The following is a 16,294-nucleotide window of genomic DNA, read 5'->3' on the forward strand; positions in this document are numbered from 1 at the left end:
ATGAAATCATTCTTCTTTTTGATGCTGCTTGCTGCGGCGGCAGTAGCTACACAGGCGCAATCACTTACTGCAACAGAGCAAAAAATTGTGGCCGAAGTACAACGTCAGCATGCGGCCAATGTGGAGCTGCTGAAAGAAACGGTGAACATCAACAGCGGTTCGCTCAACATTGCCGGGGTAAAAGCCGTGGGCGAAAAACTGGCTGCGGCGTATCGCAAAATTGGTTTCACCACAGAGTGGATTAGCCTGCCCGATTCGTTGAAACGTGCCGGTCATTTAGTAGCTTACAGAAAAGGTAAAAAAGGCAAACGCATTTTGATGATTGGCCATTTGGATACGGTGTTTGAACCCGATATGGAAGCCAATCCTTTCCGCATGATTAACGACAGCACAGCTACCGGCCAAGGGGTGGTTGATATGAAAGGCGGCAATGTAATGATGCTGGCCATTTGCCAGGCACTGGCCAATTTGAATTTGATAGATGACGCCACGATTGTATGCTACTATACCGGCGATGAAGAAAGTACTGGCTCGCCGGAATGGGTAAGCCGGCAAGATTTTATTGCCCGTGCCAAAGCCAGCGATATTGCCTTGGGTTTTGAAACCGCACAAAACTTCAGCACGGTGGCCATTGGACGCCGTGGCAGCAGCAGCTGGAAGCTGACGGTGCAAGGCAAGCAGTCTCACTCAGCAGGCATGTTTGGCGCCAATGGCAGCTATGGCGCCATTTATGAAGCCGCCAGAATTTTGACGGAGTTTCGCCAAAAATTGGAAGGCGAAAAGTACCTGACCTTTAGCCCGGGCGTAATAGCAGGAGGAACAGAACTCAACACCAATGATGAAGCATTTCGGGCTACGGTGAGTGGCAAAACCAATATTATAGCACCGGCTACGGTGGTGTATGGCGATTTGCGTTTTTTGGGCGAACAACAAAAAGCCAATGCCCGCAACAACATGCGTCAGATTGTGGTAAATAACCTGCGGGGCACTGCTGCACAAATAGAATTTTATGATGGCTTTCCTAGCATGGAGCCCAAGCCGGGCAACCTACAGTTGGTACAACAGCTGAACGATGTGAGCATGGCCATGGGCTTGGGGCCTGTAAAAGCAGGTGACCCCGGTAGCCGCGGTGCCGGCGACATTAGTTGGGTGGCTCAGTATGTTGATTGTATTGATGGCTTGGGTGCCAGTGGCGGTGGTGCACATGCTCCCGGCGAAATCATCAACATGAAAGAACTACCACGGCTTACAGAAAGAGCAGCCGTATTGGTGTACCGCCTCACCCGATAAAAAAAAGACAACACCCACGCCGGGTGTGATGGCGCAGGTGTTGCAGGTGGTTTGTTTCAGGGGTAAAGGGTCAAACTCGTCGGGTGGTTCGTATGAGCAACCTATCGAGTGTGTAAAAGTGCAACAAACTATATCGGTTAGCAATACGGGAAACACCCAATTTTGGTGGGCTTTTTTGCGTAAAACCCGCAAGATGTTAACGAACTGAAAATAGAAAACCGCCCCCTGGCTGGTGGAGGCGGTTTTGCTGTAAAATCCGTTGGCTGCTGATGCTGGCAAAAGAATTCGCCTGCGTTAAGAAACAACCTGGATCAAAATAGTCAAGGCAATAATCATGCCGCTTGCATTTCTTGAATTTTCGCTCTGATTTTGGCTTCGATTTCGGCACTCAGTTCGGGGTTATCCCGCACCAGTTCTTTTACCGCATCGCGGCCCTGTCCCAGTTTGTTGCCTTCGTAGCTAAACCAGCTGCCGCTTTTCTGTAAAATGCCGAGCTCTACGCCCATATCAATGATTTCGCCACTCTTGCTGATGCCTTCACCAAAAATGATATCGAACTCAGCCTGACGGAAAGGCGGGGCCACTTTGTTTTTTACCACTTTTACCCGGGCACGGTTACCAACGGCTTCATCACCATCTTTTATCTGGCTTACCCGGCGAATATCTAACCGCACAGAAGCATAAAACTTAAGGGCATTACCACCGGTGGTGGTTTCGGGGTTACCAAACATCACACCAATTTTTTCACGCAATTGGTTGATGAAAATGCAGACAGTATTGGTTTTATTAATGGTAGCGGTGAGCTTACGCAAGGCCTGGCTCATCAGTCGGGCCTGCAAACCCATTTTGCTATCGCCCATTTCGCCTTCCAGTTCGCCTTTTGGCACCAGTGCAGCTACTGAGTCAATTACAACAACATCCAGGGCGCCAGACAAAATGAGGCGGTCGGCAATTTCGAGTGCCTGTTCGCCGTAGTCGGGCTGGCTGATGAGCAGGTTGTCTACATCTACGCCCAGCTTTTGCGCATAGTTGCTGTCAAAGGCATGTTCCGCATCAATAATGGCACACATGCCGCCTTTCTTTTGGGCTTCGGCTATTACGTGAGTGCTCAGCGTGGTTTTACCACTCGATTCAGGACCGTAGATTTCAATAATCCGGCCACGAGGCAAGCCGCCAATACCCAGAGCGGTGTCCAGCCCGATGGAGCCGGTTGAAATGACTTCCAGTTGGGCGGTGCCCTTTTCGTTCATCATCATTACGCTACCCTTGCCAAAATCTTTGTCGATTTTGTCGATGGTTAGCTTGAGGGCCTTCAGCTTTTCGGCGTTGGCATTGTTGCTCATAGTCTCGTTTTCGGTGTTAGTAGAATTCTTGGCCATTACTAAAATATAAAAGTATTAACGCGGTGAAGATAGGGGCAATTTCTTTTGCACACTAACATTTTTAGTTTTTTAATGCTAATTTCTTTTGGGATACGGCGCAAACCCTTAGCAGGGGCGAAAAGGCTTCTGCTAAAGTGTGTATTTGCAAGGGGTGATTCCGTTACCTTTGCAGCCCCAAATCCGGAAGGATGCGGGATTGGGTGCTGGCCCGAGAGAAAGACCAATTGGCCGACGCTCAAATTCAAACTTCAAATTTTGCAATAACAATGGCAACAGTTACCCGGGAAAATGTAGGCCTGCTCACAGACCGCCTCACCGTACAAATTACCAAGGAAGATTACTATCCGGCGTTTGATAAGGCGCTGAAGAATTATGCTAAGAAAGCCAATGTACCCGGCTTCCGCCCCGGCATGGTTCCTTTGGGCCACGTAAAGAAAATGTTTGGCAACAGCGTATTTACTGAGGAAGTATTGCGTTCGGTTGAAAAAGAAATCAACGGCTACCTCGATAAAGAACGTCCAGAGATTTTTGCTCAGCCCTTGCCAACCGATGACAATGCAGACACGGTAGCCAAGCTCGACATGAACCAACCCGCTGAATACAGTTTCAGTTTTGAAATTGGTTTGAAACCTGCTTACACTGTTGCCAACCCTGCCGACGCAACTATTAAGCGCCGCAAGGTGAAGGTAACCGACGAAATGGTTGAAGAAGAAGTAAGCCGCCTGCAAAACCGTTATGGCAACATGCAGGAGCCCGAAACGGTTAACAACGACCAGTGTGTGCTGAACGTAACCTTTACCGAAGTTGATGCTGAAGGCAATGCTGTAGAAGGCGGCGCTACCAAAGACAACAGCCTGCTGGTAAGCTATTTTGCTGAAGCCGTTCGCCCTCAGCTCAATGGCCTGAAAAAAGACGACAGCATAACTGTTACACTGGATGAAGCTTTTGAAGCCAAAGAAAAAGAATGGATTGTAGGCGACCTCGGCCTGAATGAAGTAGCCGATGCGGGCAGCAAAAAATTCAAGATTACCATTACCAAAATTGGTTTTGTAGAAAAGCGTGACCTCAACGAAGAGTTCTTTAACCAACTGTTCCCAGGCAAAGCCATTGCTACCGAAGCAGAATTTAAGCAGGCCGTAAAAGAAGACATCGAAGGTTACTGGGCTAACCAAGCTCGTAGCCAGGTGCACGACGAAATCTATCACTACCTCATCGACAATACAAACATCGAACTGCCCGTTGACTTTTTGAAGCGCTGGTTGCAGAGTGGTGGCGAAAAGCCCAAGACTGCCGAGGAAGTAGAAGCCGAGTTTCCCTCGTTTACCAACTCGCTGAAGTGGACCCTCATTAGCGATAAGCTCACCGTAGACAACCAGCTGCAGGTAAACCCCGAAGAGCTCCGCGAATTTGCGAAGCGCCAAATGATGGGCTACATGGGCGTAACCACGCTGGATGAAAGCACTGCATGGCTCGACAGCTATGTAGACCGTATGATGAGCGACCGCAAATACATCGACCAGATGTACAACCAGCTGATGACCGACAAGCTGTTTACATGGGCTGAGTCGCAGGTAACCAAATTCAACGACGAAGAAGTAAGCGCCGAAGAATTTGCCAAGCACCAGCACCACCACGCACATTAATCTGCATGGCGCTGATTTGTAAGGGCCATGAATAAATAAATGAACGCCCCGGAAAATCCGGGGCGTTTTTTTATAACACATGATGTTCAATCTCCGCCAACGATTATTAAAAAAACTTACCTATTTACCACTTCATATTTTGGCTACATTCATTGGCTATAATGTGATGCCTTATGAGCCAGAAAAACCGTCGTTCGTTCTTACAACAAATGGGCCTTGCCGGGGCCGCTATGATAGCCGGCAAATCTGTATTGGCTGCTGATGCGCCAGCCATTCACCATCCGCTGCACAGGATAATGCCGATGCCTGATGATCAACCCATTCGCATGGGACTGATTGGTGCCGGCGGAATGGGCACCGAAGACATGAAATCGGCACTGCAGCATGCCAATGTAACCATCACCGCTGTATGCGATTTGTACAAGGGCCGTATTGATGCTGCCAAACAGCGCTGGGGCCAACAATTGTTTGCCACCAACGATTACAAAGAATTACTGAAACGTAGTGATGTAGATGCGGTGATTATCGGCACACCCGATCACTGGCATCAACCCATTAGTATAGCAGCGCTGGAAGCAGGCAAGCATGTGTATTGCGAAAAGCCGATGTTGCACAAAGTAAGCGAAGGTTGGGCGCTGGTAAACGCCTGGAAAAAAAGCGGCAAAGTATATCAGGTGGGCAGCCAGGGTGTCAGCTCTTTGGGCAATGAAAAGGCCAAAGAATTATTGGCAGCAGGTGCCATTGGCGAACTCAACTATGCCGAAGGTTTTTGGGCAAGGATGAGTCCGGAAGGAGCATGGCAATATAAAATCCCCGCCGACGGCAATGCACAAACGGTAGCCTGGGATAAATACGAAATCAACAAGAAGCATGCTTTCGATCCACTACGCTTTTTCCGCTGGCGCAATTACCTCGATTATGGTACCGGTATGAGTGGCGATTTGTTTGTACACCTCTTCAGCAGTCTGCACTTCATTACCAACAGCATGGGTCCTACTAAAATAGCCGCTATGGGTGGCCTGCGCTACTGGAAAGATGGCCGCGATGTACCCGATGTGTTGCTGGGTATGTTCGACTATCCGGCTACGCAAGCACATCCCGGTTTCGACCTGAGCCTGCGCTGCAATTTTGTAGATGGCACCAGCGGTACCACCTACCTGCGGCTCAACGGTAGCAAGGGTAGCATGGATGTGGAATGGGAAAAAGTAACGGTTCGTTTGAACGCCGATGCGGGCACCAACGATCCCTTCCTGAAAGCCAAAGCTGCCGAGCAAGGCATGGCGAAAGAAGAACGCAAAAAAATGCTGCCGCCCCGCGAAACTGTGTACAAAGCTGAAGACGGCTACAAGGGTGCTCACTACGATCATTTCGGCAATTTCTTCCGGGCCATCCGCACTGGTGGCACTGTAGCCGAAGATCCTGTGTTTGGCTTCCGTGCCTGTGCACCTGCACTGCTATGTAATGACAGCTATTTCGAAAAGAAATACGTACTGTGGGATCCGGAGAATATGAAAGTACTTTCTTAAAAACAGTACCACGAAGGCACAAGGAGCAGATTGCATTTGCTGAATGTTCCTTGTGCTCCCGATAGCTATCGGGACTTCGTGTCTTCGTGGTTCAAAAAATACAAGCTACATGAAAACATTTAGCACCATCATTGCCTTGGCTTTTTCATTTACTACCATGGCGCAAACAGCCGATAACACCCTGAGCAAAGCCGAAAAAAAAGCAGGCTGGAAACTGTTGTTCGATGGCAAAACCAGCAATGGCTGGCGGGGCTTTAATAAAACCGTTTTTCCTGCAGGATGGGTGATTGAAAATGGCACCCTCAAAGGCTTGGGCACAGCCCATGGTGATACGGGTGGCGATATTGTTTTTGGCGATGAAAAATTCGAAGACTTTGAGCTGACGATAGATTGGAAAATAAGCCCCGGTGGCAACAGCGGTATTTTTTACCATGCTGCCGAAGGTCCGCAGTATAAAGCACCGTATGCTACCGCCCCCGAGTACCAATTGATTGACGACAACAACTGGCCTGGCCCCGGCAAGCTGGAAGACTGGCAAAAAACTGCCTGCGACTACGCCATGTATGTGGCTCCTGAAAACAAACTCTGGAAACCTGCCGGTGAATGGAATACAACGCGTATTGTATTTACGAAAGCCAAAGTAGAGTATTACCTCAACGGACAACTCACGGTGTCGTTTGTGCCCTGGAGTGAAGACTGGACCAAGCGTCGCAACAGCGGTAAGTGGGAATCTTTTCCTGACTATGGCAAATTCAAAACCGGCCTCATTGCCCTGCAAGATCATGGCAGTCCTACCTGGTTTAAAAACATCAAAATAAGAAAGCTATAGAAGGCAAAAGGCTGAAAGCCAAAAGCTGAAGGCAGAAAGCAAAAGCAACAAAACACCAACAATTGCCGAAGGCAATTTTCTCTGAGCTCTCCCGCCTGCTGCGGGACAAGTTGTGCGAAAAAAAACGAAAACGCTCCCATGAAAAAGACAATCCACTACCTCCTGATTGCCATGCTGGCCATTACGGTTTCGAATACTTCGGTTGCACAAAAAATAAAACTCTTCAATGGCAAAGACCTGACGGGTTGGAAAATTTACGGTACTGAAAAATGGTATGTAGAAAATGGCCTGCTCGTTTGCGAAAGCGGACCCGATAAGCAATACGGCTATCTGGCTACCGAACAGCACTACGACAATTTTGAATTGACACTTGAGTTTAAACAAGGTGCCGATGGCAACAGCGGTGTGTTTTTTCGCAGCACCATTGATGGTACAAAAATCACCGGCTGGCAGGTAGAAGTAGCGCCACCTAAAAATAACACGGGTGGTATTTATGAAAGTTATGGCCGCGGCTGGCTCATCAAACCCGACCCTGCACTGGACCAATACCTGAAATATGGTGAGTGGAACAAAATGAAAATCCGCGTAGAAAATGGCACGGTGACCACCTGGCTCAACGGCCAGCAAATGATTACCCTCACCGATGCCAAAATTGGTGCCGGCAAAGGCAGCATCGCTTTACAAATTCATGATGGTGGCGGCATTAAAGTGCAGTGGCGAAAGCTGGTGCTGAAGCAGCTGTAATAAATGAACGAATCTTTGAAAAATGCCTTGTTGATACAAGGCATTTTTTTTGAGTGCATTGAAAAAGTATCGCCAAAGTTCAACGGGTATTTGCCTTGCTGCAGGCTTTGTTGTATATCTGCAATAGAAGTCGGGAGTGGGTAGTCCGAAGTCCGGAGTAAGGACATCAGTACTCACCAACCCGTACACTCGTAAACATTGAAACTTCCGACATGAGCCTCGCCAAAATATTGTGGGTAGACGATGAAATAGACAGCCTGAAAAGCCAGTTGTTGTTTTTGCAAAACAAGGGTTACGAAGTGGCGTGCCTCACCAATGGTTTTGATGCCATTGATTATGTAAAAGAACACCCGCTGGATGTGGTGCTGCTCGATGAAAGCATGCCCGGCATTAGTGGCCTGGAAACACTGGCAAAAATTAAAGCAATCAAAAGCAATCTGCCCGTGGTAATGATTACCAAAAACGAAGCAGAAAATGTGATGGAAGATGCCATTGGCAGTCAAATCAGCGATTACCTCATCAAACCTGTGAACCCCAGTCAGGTGCTGTTGAGCCTGAAAAAAATACTCGACAACAAACGCCTCGTCAGCGAAAAAACCACCACCAGCTACCAGCAGGAATTTCGCAACCTGTTTATGGAACTCAATAGCAATCCTGATGCACAGGAATGGCAAAAAATTTATGCCAAGCTGGTGTACTGGGAAATGGAAATGGACAAGAGCGACAGCCCCGAAATGCGGGAGGTTTTTCAAACCCAGAAAGACGAAGCCAACACTGAATTTTTTAAATACGTGAGCCGCCACTATGCCAGCTGGATAAAGCCCGGCAACAGCGAAGCACCGGTAATGAGCCACAGCCTCATTGCCCAAAAAGTATTGCCCAACCTGAGCAAGGGAACGCCTACATTTTTTGTGCTCATTGATAACCTGCGCCTCGATCAGTGGCGGGCTATTCAACCCATTTTTGCCGAGAGCTTCCGCATTGTAAGCGAAGACAGCTTTTACAGCATTTTGCCCACGGCTACGCAGTATGCCCGCAACGCCATTTTTGCCGGCCAGCTACCCATCGATATTGCAAAACAGTATCCGCAGCTTTGGAAAAACGATGATGACGAAGGCAGTAAAAATTTACACGAAGAAGAATTTATAAAAGCACAGCTGAAGCGGTTGGGCAAAGGCGATCTCAAAATCAGTTACACCAAAATTTTGACGAACGATGCGGGCCAGCAGTTGGTGAACAACATTCACAACATGCTGGGCAACGACCTGAATGTAATTGTGTACAATTTTGTAGACATGCTGAGCCATGCCCGTACCGAAATGGAAGTGCTGAAAGAATTAGCCAGCGACGAACGCAGCTACCGCAGCATTACCAAAAGCTGGTTTGAGCACAGCCCGCTGTACGAAGCCCTCAAAAAAATTGCTGATAAAAAAGTGAAACTCGTACTGGCCACCGACCACGGGAGCATACGGGTAAATACTCCCGCCAAAGTGGTGGGCGATCGCCAAACCACTACCAACATCCGCTACAAGCATGGCCGCAACCTCAACTACGAAAACCGCGATGTCCTAGCCTTTCGCGACCCCAAGGAAGCCGGCCTTCCAAGCCCCAGCATCAACAGCAGCTACATTTTTGCCCGAGAAAATACTTACCTCTGCTACCCCAATAACTACAACCACTTTGTGAACTATTACAAGAATACTTTTCAGCACGGTGGTGTGAGCCTGGAAGAAATGATTGTGCCAGTGGTAGTGATGGAAAGCAAGTAACTAAGTAAGCTGAAATACATGAGCGTTATGTAGTTTAATCCTTACTACAGCTTACCGGCTTGTATCTTTTTGGCTACTTCCTGCACATCGTCGAGTACACGCAGCAGGTTTTCGCCCCACAGCTTTTTGATTTGCTTGCTGGTATAGCCTCTGCGTACCAGCTCAATGGTCACGTTGAGTGTTTCTGCAGCATCGTTCCAGCCTTCTACACCACCACCGCCATCAAAATCAGAACTGATGCCCACGTGGTTGATACCAATCTTTTGAACCATGTAATCAATGTGATCTACAAAGTCTTTGACATCAACCGGCGGCGCTACAGCTACTACTTCGCTGGCAATTTTGTCTTTGTATTTTTCGGTTAGGGCAGTATACTTTTTATTGTATTCTTCCCTTGCAGCAGCGGGCAATTCCATCACCGCCCGACGGTTCAATAATTCGAAGCCTTCCTGCTTGGCATAGGCCCCCATTATCTCATTGCTTTTGGCAGTGTAGGCTGCTGCTTTTTTCGCATTTACATAGGCCCTGAAAGCCACGGTTTGCACCACGCCATTGTTTTGTTTCACCATCATCAGCACTTCATCATCCAGATTGCGGGGCACATCGTTGAGGGCACGGGCCGAAGAATGAGAGGCAATCACCGGCGCCTTTGATAGTTGAATGGCTTGTATGTTGGAGGTTTTAGCCGGGTGCGACAAATCAATCATGATGCCCCATTTGTTCATTTCGGCAATCACTTCTTTGCCCAAGGGGCTCAGGCCGTTGTGCATCCATACGCTGTCGTTTTCTCCGGTGTTGCTATCGCAGAGCTGGCTGTGGCCGTTGTGCGACAGCGACATGTAACGGGCACCGCGGTCGGCAAACTCTTTTACCCGGGCAATATCGGTGCCAACGGGGTAGCCGTTTTCTACACCAATCATCGCCACTTTTTTGCCCGATGCTACAATGCGCCTTACATCGGTACTGGTAAGGGCCAGTTCAATTTTGTCGGGTGCAATGTCGGTACACAGCCGGTGAATGGCTTTGAATTTTGCATCGGCATTGGCGTACGCTTTGGCATAGCCGTCGGGGGTTAGTTCACCCTGGCCTGTGTACACAATCAACCAGCTTACATCGAGGCCACCTTCTTCCATTTTGGGCAGGTTTACCTGCGTACTCAGCCGCTGCGTGTAATTGATTTCCGGGGTAAAATTGGCGACATTGATATCGTTGTGGGTATCAATGGTGATGGCCTTTTCATGAATGGCCTTGGCCTTTTTCAGGAGTTTTTCTTCGGCAGCAGACTGGCTGTGGGCAAGTTGAAAACCGGCCAGCAATACAAGAAGGAACGACAATTTCATGGGCATGTTGATGGATGATGAACTTTTTAAAAAATGAAATCTACAGCAATTTGACGTTGTTGTACCGATAAATGAACGGGCAACCATGACGCCGCTTCAAGATGTTGTTGGCCCGAAGATTGGACGCTGTCAACAAAAGAGATTGGCAAAAGCTTTAGACCAACATGAGCGAAACCTGCCGAACTGGCCTGCTGGCACTGTACAAGTGGAATGAAACAATGCCGATACTTCCCCTGTTATAGAATGCATCCGTCAAAATGTCCTTTAATTTTTCCCGCACAATATTTGAAACACATTTCCCGCTAAATTGCCTGTATTGGCAGGCAACATTTTAAACAGCAAACTTTGGCTATGAACTTTGGACAAGAATTTGAAAAATATGCGGTGAAGCACCGCGGCATCAGCAGCAATACGCTGGATGCATACATCAAGCACAACGTTACCAACCTCACCCCCAACATTATTGAGGAACGCCCCATGAACATTGCGGTGATGGATGTGTACAGCCGACTGATGATGGACCGCATCATCTTTTTGGGCTACCCCATTATGGATGAAGTGGCCAACATTGTAACGGCGCAGCTGCTCTTCCTCGAAAGCACCGACCATACCCGCGACATTCAGATGTACATCAACAGCCCCGGTGGCAGTGTGTATGCTGGCTTAGGTATGTATGATACCATGCAGTTCATCACCCCAGATATTGCCACCATTTGTACCGGCATGGCCGCCAGCATGGGTGCAGTACTCATGGCAGCCGGTGCACACGGCAAGCGTACCGCCCTCAAGCACAGCCGCATCATGATTCACCAGCCTAGTGGTGGAGCCATGGGTCAGGCTACTGATATTGAGATTACGGTGAATGAGGTAAAGAAACTGAAGAAAGAACTGTACGACATTTTGGCCTACCACACCGGTCAAACCGCCGAGCAAATTGCCATCGACAGCGACCGCGACAAGTGGATGACCGCCCCCGAAGCCAAAGAATACGGCCTGGTAGACGAAGTACTGTTCATCAATCCGAGAAAGGAAAAGAAATAAAACCCCCAACCCTCTAAAGGGGGCTCGCAGGAGGTTTTGGATACCAGCAGTTGTGCTACTATCAACCAAGTTGTGTCTCCCGATAGCTATCGGGACACTTTTGGCCACAGTACATAGCCCAACCATAAACAGCAAACCACAAACGAAAAACAAACTATGAACCAGCATAATTACCGCAACAAACCCTTCCGCTACGACGAAGACGAACCGGAAGCACCAGAAACGCCCTCCATCGAAATGCCCATGGAAAAGATGATGAGCGGCTGGCAGTTCGATAAAAAATTTATTGAGCAACGCAAGATTTTCCTGTGGGGCGTGGTAGACGATAAAAGTGCCAAAGACATCACCAGTCGCCTGCTCTACCTGGAAGCCATCGACCCCGGCAAGGAAATCACGTTTTACATCAACAGCCCCGGCGGATTGGTGACAGCGGGCATGGTTATTTACGATACCATGCAAATGATCAGCAGCCCCGTAAGCACCGTGTGCATGGGCATGGCCGCCAGTATGGGCAGCATTTTGCTGAGTGGTGGCACCAAGGGTCGTCGCTTCATTTTCCCCAGTGGCGAAGTAATGATACACCAGCCCAGCGGTGGTGGCCGCGGTACCAGTGCCGACCTCGAAATTATGGCCGAGCAAATCCGCAAAACCAAACTCATGGGTGCCGAAATTCTCGCCAAAAACTGCGGCCAAACCGTTGAAAAAGTGATGAAAGACTTTGACCGTGACTATTGGATGGACGCCAAAGAAAGCATTGCTTACGGCATTGTAGATGGCGTACTTGACAAGTTGTAACGCAAGAGTACAGCATAATATACAAGGGGCAATCTTATACCAAGATTGCCCCTTATTATTTTATTGAAGGTTGTAATCGTGAGCTGCCATTCATACATTGCCCCTAGCTTAACAAGCTTGCTATTACTTTTACCGCTGAAGATGGAGAATACTTTACAACAGTCTGAATGCTATTACCACAACTTACTTAAGATAAAAGCGGAATTTAAATTCCGAATCTGTTCATAAAATGTGTATAAACAGACTCTTGGATATGCTTTTACAGCTAAAACAGAAATAAATTTCCGATTTCAATTCTTTCAATGGATTTTAATATATATATTCGCTAATACTTTTAGCGGAAAGGAGGTATAATTCCGATGCCAGTAAATATTGAAATTGAAGAACTAAAAAATTTGGGTGAAAAAATAAGATTACACCGACAGATGCTGGGTTACCGGCAAGCTGAACTGGCAGAATTGTGTGGCATTACAGACCGCACCCTCCGCGAAATTGAATCGGGTTCAGGAAAGGCTAAAATGGAAACTTGGTATCGGCTGGCGCAATTGTTGGGTATGGATATTGTGTTGCAGCAAAAGCCAATGAGCTATCCACTCCGGGTACCCCCGCCGATTGTGTAAGCCCTTTACTTGTTGAGCAATTTCAATAGCAGAAACTTTTACTATCACCCACACACCCTAATGAATATTTCACGCTATGAAAAGAGGTAAGGTGTACTACAATCACGTTTTTGCCGGCACGCTGAGCCTGCAAGATAATGGTAGTTATGTGTTTGAGTATGATGCCGATTATCAGTTCAATAGCAGGTACCCGGCAATCAGTGTTCATTTTCCTAAAACAACAAGCCGGTTTCAGTCTCCCATTCTCTTTCCCTTTTTTTTCAATATGCTGAGTGAAGGCGCCAACAAAAGACTGCAACTGCAAGCCAATAAAATAAATGATCGTGATTATTTCGACCTACTTATTCATACCGCTTCAAATGAAACCATTGGCGCCGTAACTGTAGGTCCTGTGTCCCCCTCAATCTAATGAATCAACATGTTTCCGATTAATATATGCCCTGCTACACTGCAGCCTGGCTATGCTACATACTCGCCTAAAGCGTTGCGTTATTTATTTAACGGGCGTAAAGTAAGTCATGTGCTGCCCATGGCGTCACCTAACAATGAGGGTATGTCTTCTAAGCCTTTTTTTGATAACCGCAGTCGTATTTCCATCTCTGGCGTACAGGTAAAATACTCCCTGAAACTGGATAAGAACAAGCTTGTATTAACCGATAGTGGTGGTGAGTTTATCTTAAAACCAATACCAGACAACCTGATGAATGTGAGCCAGGTGCCTGCCAACGAGCATTTGACCATGCAAATAGCTGAGCAAGTGTATGGCATGAGTACAGCAAAAAATGCTCTCATTTTTTTTGAAGATGGCACCCCAGCTTACCTCACCAAACGGTTTGATGTGAAACGAGACGGAACCAGATGCCTGAAAGAAGACTTTGCTTCGTTGGCCTTACTGACTGAAGAAAATGCTGGTACCAGTTTCAAGTACAACTACAGCTACTTGCAAATGGCAGAGCTGATTGACCATTTTTTTCCGGCATCCATACCTGCCAAAGAACGTTTCTTTCAATTGGTGGTTTTTAACTACCTGTTTAGCAATGGCGATGCGCACCTCAAAAACTTTGGCAGAATTGATTGTGAAGGCACCGGATTTGGAATGCTCGCTCCGGCGTACGACCTCGTTTGTACCAGATTGCATATTGAAGATGGCGATTTTGCACTGCACGACCGGCTGTATGAAAAAGATTACGAACACCCCAGCTATGCCCATTATGGCTATCATGCCTACGATGATTTTTATGACTTTGGGCTGAAAATGGGTTTATTACCAGTGAGAGTACAAAGAATACTGAATAGTTTTTTGCACAAAACCGAAGCAGTAGAAGCCTTGGTGGCCAATAGTTTTTTAAGCCCGACCATGAGGCAGCAATACTTGCATTGGTACCACGACAAACTGCGTCGCTTGCAAACCAGCATGCGAGGCTTAAAAACAGCCATCGGCTAACATTCAGGTCAGCTTTTGTTTGATAGAAACAAATAAAACAACTTACTGGCTGTACCAGGCATTCTTCAAAAGCTTTAACGTAGCCATGCTTGCATTACCCGCAGCATCGTATACCTTTGTACACTTGCGGCCCTGCCCCGGCGGGGCCGTTTTATATAACTTTAATACATGGCAAAATCAAGTCTGCATTGTTCTTTTTGTGGCAAAAGCCGCGATGAAGTCAAAATTCTCATCGCCGGTCAGGACAATGTACACATCTGCGACCAGTGCGTAGAAAGTGCCCGTGAAATAGTGGAGCAGGAAGTGGCTTTGCAAAGCCACCGCTTTACCGCTCCCGGTGCTTTCAAACTCAACGTAAAAAAACCCCGCGAAATCAAGCAGTTCCTCGATCAGTACGTAATTGGTCAGAATGATGCCAAAAAGATTTTGAGTGTAGCGGTGTACAACCACTACAAACGCCTTACCCAAAAAGTAAGCACCGACGAAGTAGAAATTGAAAAGAGCAACATCATACTGGTAGGCGAAACCGGCACGGGTAAAACCTTGCTGGCCAAAACCATTGCCAAGCTCCTCAATGTGCCTTTTGCTATTGTAGATGCCACGGTCTTTACCGAGGCCGGCTATGTGGGCGAAGACGTAGAAAGCATGCTCACCCGCCTGCTGCAAAACTGCGATTACGATGTGCAAGCTGCCGAACGAGGCATTGTATACATCGATGAGATTGATAAAATTGCCCGCAAAGGCGACAACCCCAGCATTACCCGCGACGTAAGCGGCGAAGGGGTACAGCAGGGCCTGCTGAAAATGCTGGAAGGTACCGAAGTGCTGGTGCCCCCGCAGGGTGGCCGCAAGCACCCCGAGCAAAAAATGATTCGCATCAACACGCAAAACATCCTCTTCATTGCGGGTGGTGCGTTTGATGGCATCGACCGCGTCATTGCCCGCCGGGTAAATACCAACGCCATTGGCTTCAACGTAGACAAAGAGCTGCAGGAATACCAGAAGAAAAACCTGTTGCAGTTCATCAATGCACAAGACCTGAAAGGTTTTGGTTTGATACCCGAACTGCTCGGTCGCCTGCCTGTGGTTACCCACCTAGAGCCGCTGGATACCGACACCCTCCGCAGCATTTTGACAGAACCCCGCAACTCGCTGGTACGCCAATACACCAAGCTGTTTGAGCTCGAAGGCATCCGCCTGAGCTTTGAGCCCGAAGTGTTCGACTTTATTGTGGCCAAAGCCATGGAGTTTAAACTGGGGGCCCGTGGCCTGCGCAGCATTTGTGAGCAAATACTCACCGATGCCATGTTTGAAATGCCCAGCCAAAAAGAGAAGGAATTTGAAGTAACGCTGCAGTACGCCAGGCAGAAATTTGACACCGGAAAAATGAGCAAACTAAAAGTAGCCTAACCAGCTTTTTAGTGGACGTTAAATAATCGAAAAGCCTTGCATATTGCAGGGCTTTTTGCTGAAAATATACCGGCATGTAGTACCTTACTTGCCCAGCTTTTGAAAACCAAGAAAAACGATATCCTATGACAGAACTGATCAACAAACTCGTATCCGAAGCCGGTCTCTCCAATGAGCAAGCCGCCAAAACCATCGACGTCATCAAAGGCTTTGTGTCAGAAAAATTTCCGATGCTGGCTGGTGCCGTAGAAAATGTATTGGGTGCCAGTGCTGCACCTGCAGCTGCCAAAGAAGAAGGCAGCCTGCTCGATAAAATTTCTGATTTCATCCCCGGAGAGATGGGCGAAAAAATTGAAGGCTTTGCCAAGCAAGCTGCTGATAAAGCCGGCGACCTGCTGGATAAAGGCAAGTCCACCTTCAACGATTTGGAAAACAAACTCTGATACAGCACAAAGGCGAAT

Annotated in this window: 15 protein-coding genes; 13 read left to right on the forward strand and 2 right to left on the reverse strand. The window is 47.8% G+C overall.

Annotated elements, in window-relative coordinates:
* On the forward strand, positions 1–1,290 hold the full coding sequence (locus V7Q13_RS15515; RefSeq protein ID WP_333801583.1) for a M20/M25/M40 family metallo-hydrolase: 1,290 nt from the start codon (positions 1–3) through the stop codon (positions 1,288–1,290).
* A 332-nt stretch (positions 1,291–1,622) separates the two neighbouring features.
* On the opposite strand, the gene recA is transcribed toward V7Q13_RS15515, so the two are convergent.
* On the reverse strand, positions 1,623–2,669 hold the full coding sequence (gene recA / locus V7Q13_RS15520; RefSeq protein ID WP_333801584.1) for a recombinase RecA: 1,047 nt from the start codon (positions 2,667–2,669) through the stop codon (positions 1,623–1,625).
* A 269-nt stretch (positions 2,670–2,938) separates the two neighbouring features.
* Between recA and tig the strand changes: the two genes are divergently transcribed.
* The 5 genes from tig to porX all read left to right on the forward strand — a co-directional run bounded on the left by tig (position 2,939) and on the right by porX (position 9,183).
* Complete coding sequence (gene tig, locus V7Q13_RS15525) at positions 2,939–4,315, forward strand: trigger factor (protein WP_333801585.1); 1,377 nt, start codon at positions 2,939–2,941, stop codon at positions 4,313–4,315.
* Between the two features lie 173 nt (positions 4,316–4,488).
* Positions 4,489–5,841, forward strand: coding sequence for a Gfo/Idh/MocA family protein (locus tag V7Q13_RS15530; RefSeq protein ID WP_333801586.1), 1,353 nt, complete (start codon positions 4,489–4,491; stop codon positions 5,839–5,841).
* Positions 5,842–5,950: 109 nt separating this feature from the next.
* Positions 5,951–6,670, forward strand: a complete 720-nt coding sequence (locus V7Q13_RS15535; RefSeq protein ID WP_333801587.1) for a 3-keto-disaccharide hydrolase — start codon at positions 5,951–5,953, stop codon at positions 6,668–6,670.
* A 138-nt stretch (positions 6,671–6,808) separates the two neighbouring features.
* Entirely contained in the window at positions 6,809–7,414 is a 606-nt protein-coding gene (locus V7Q13_RS15540) for a 3-keto-disaccharide hydrolase (protein ID WP_333801588.1), read from the forward strand.
* Between the two features lie 212 nt (positions 7,415–7,626).
* A complete protein-coding gene (gene porX / locus V7Q13_RS15545; protein ID WP_333801589.1) occupies positions 7,627–9,183 on the forward strand; it encodes a T9SS response regulator signal transducer PorX in 1,557 nt (518 codons plus the stop codon).
* A gap of 44 nt (positions 9,184–9,227) precedes the next feature.
* On the opposite strand, the gene V7Q13_RS15550 is transcribed toward porX, so the two are convergent.
* Positions 9,228–10,523, reverse strand: coding sequence for a dipeptidase (locus tag V7Q13_RS15550; RefSeq protein WP_333801590.1), 1,296 nt, complete (start codon positions 10,521–10,523; stop codon positions 9,228–9,230).
* A gap of 351 nt (positions 10,524–10,874) precedes the next feature.
* On the opposite strand from V7Q13_RS15550, the gene V7Q13_RS15555 reads away from it, so the two are divergent.
* The 7 genes from V7Q13_RS15555 to V7Q13_RS15585 all read left to right on the forward strand — a co-directional run bounded on the left by V7Q13_RS15555 (position 10,875) and on the right by V7Q13_RS15585 (position 16,276).
* Complete coding sequence (locus V7Q13_RS15555; protein ID WP_157480577.1) at positions 10,875–11,564, forward strand: ClpP family protease; 690 nt, start codon at positions 10,875–10,877, stop codon at positions 11,562–11,564.
* Between the two features lie 156 nt (positions 11,565–11,720).
* Entirely contained in the window at positions 11,721–12,359 is a 639-nt protein-coding gene (locus tag V7Q13_RS15560) for a ClpP family protease (protein ID WP_333801591.1), read from the forward strand.
* 359 nt (positions 12,360–12,718) lie between these two features.
* Positions 12,719–12,979, forward strand: coding sequence for a helix-turn-helix transcriptional regulator (locus tag V7Q13_RS15565; protein ID WP_333801592.1), 261 nt, complete (start codon positions 12,719–12,721; stop codon positions 12,977–12,979).
* 76 nt (positions 12,980–13,055) lie between these two features.
* Complete coding sequence (locus tag V7Q13_RS15570; RefSeq protein ID WP_333801593.1) at positions 13,056–13,388, forward strand: HipA N-terminal domain-containing protein; 333 nt, start codon at positions 13,056–13,058, stop codon at positions 13,386–13,388.
* A gap of 9 nt (positions 13,389–13,397) precedes the next feature.
* The gene (locus V7Q13_RS15575) at positions 13,398–14,423 is read left to right on the forward strand and encodes a HipA domain-containing protein (protein WP_333801594.1); all 1,026 of its coding nucleotides are present in this window, start codon (positions 13,398–13,400) and stop codon (positions 14,421–14,423) included.
* Positions 14,424–14,591: 168 nt separating this feature from the next.
* Entirely contained in the window at positions 14,592–15,833 is a 1,242-nt protein-coding gene (gene clpX, locus V7Q13_RS15580; protein ID WP_333801595.1) for an ATP-dependent Clp protease ATP-binding subunit ClpX, read from the forward strand.
* 125 nt (positions 15,834–15,958) lie between these two features.
* A complete protein-coding gene (locus V7Q13_RS15585; RefSeq protein WP_333801596.1) occupies positions 15,959–16,276 on the forward strand; it encodes a hypothetical protein in 318 nt (105 codons plus the stop codon).
* Positions 16,277–16,294: the final 18 nt, after the last annotated feature.

It is taken from the genome of Phnomibacter sp., assembly GCF_036803085.1.
Classification (GTDB): Bacteria; Bacteroidota; Bacteroidia; order Chitinophagales; family Chitinophagaceae; genus Phnomibacter.

Bases quoted from the DNA above. Each gene is read 5' to 3' on its own strand.
- porX (WP_333801589.1), top strand. From the start codon at position 7,627: ATGAGCCTCGCCAAAATATTGTGGGTAGACGATGAAATAGACAGCCTG.
- V7Q13_RS15555 (WP_157480577.1), top strand. From the start codon at position 10,875: ATGAACTTTGGACAAGAATTTGAAAAATATGCGGTGAAGCACCGCGGC.
- V7Q13_RS15575 (WP_333801594.1), top strand. From the start codon at position 13,398: ATGTTTCCGATTAATATATGCCCTGCTACACTGCAGCCTGGCTATGCT.
- V7Q13_RS15585 (WP_333801596.1), top strand. From the start codon at position 15,959: ATGACAGAACTGATCAACAAACTCGTATCCGAAGCCGGTCTCTCCAAT.
- V7Q13_RS15565 (WP_333801592.1), top strand. From the start codon at position 12,719: ATGCCAGTAAATATTGAAATTGAAGAACTAAAAAATTTGGGTGAAAAA.
- V7Q13_RS15515 (WP_333801583.1), top strand. From the start codon at position 1: ATGAAATCATTCTTCTTTTTGATGCTGCTTGCTGCGGCGGCAGTAGCT.
- V7Q13_RS15540 (WP_333801588.1), top strand. From the start codon at position 6,809: ATGAAAAAGACAATCCACTACCTCCTGATTGCCATGCTGGCCATTACG.
- tig (WP_333801585.1), top strand. From the start codon at position 2,939: ATGGCAACAGTTACCCGGGAAAATGTAGGCCTGCTCACAGACCGCCTC.
- V7Q13_RS15550 (WP_333801590.1), bottom strand. From the start codon at position 10,523: ATGAAATTGTCGTTCCTTCTTGTATTGCTGGCCGGTTTTCAACTTGCC.
- V7Q13_RS15570 (WP_333801593.1), top strand. From the start codon at position 13,056: ATGAAAAGAGGTAAGGTGTACTACAATCACGTTTTTGCCGGCACGCTG.
- V7Q13_RS15560 (WP_333801591.1), top strand. From the start codon at position 11,721: ATGAACCAGCATAATTACCGCAACAAACCCTTCCGCTACGACGAAGAC.
- clpX (WP_333801595.1), top strand. From the start codon at position 14,592: ATGGCAAAATCAAGTCTGCATTGTTCTTTTTGTGGCAAAAGCCGCGAT.
- recA (WP_333801584.1), bottom strand. From the start codon at position 2,669: ATGGCCAAGAATTCTACTAACACCGAAAACGAGACTATGAGCAACAAT.
- V7Q13_RS15535 (WP_333801587.1), top strand. From the start codon at position 5,951: ATGAAAACATTTAGCACCATCATTGCCTTGGCTTTTTCATTTACTACC.
- V7Q13_RS15530 (WP_333801586.1), top strand. From the start codon at position 4,489: ATGAGCCAGAAAAACCGTCGTTCGTTCTTACAACAAATGGGCCTTGCC.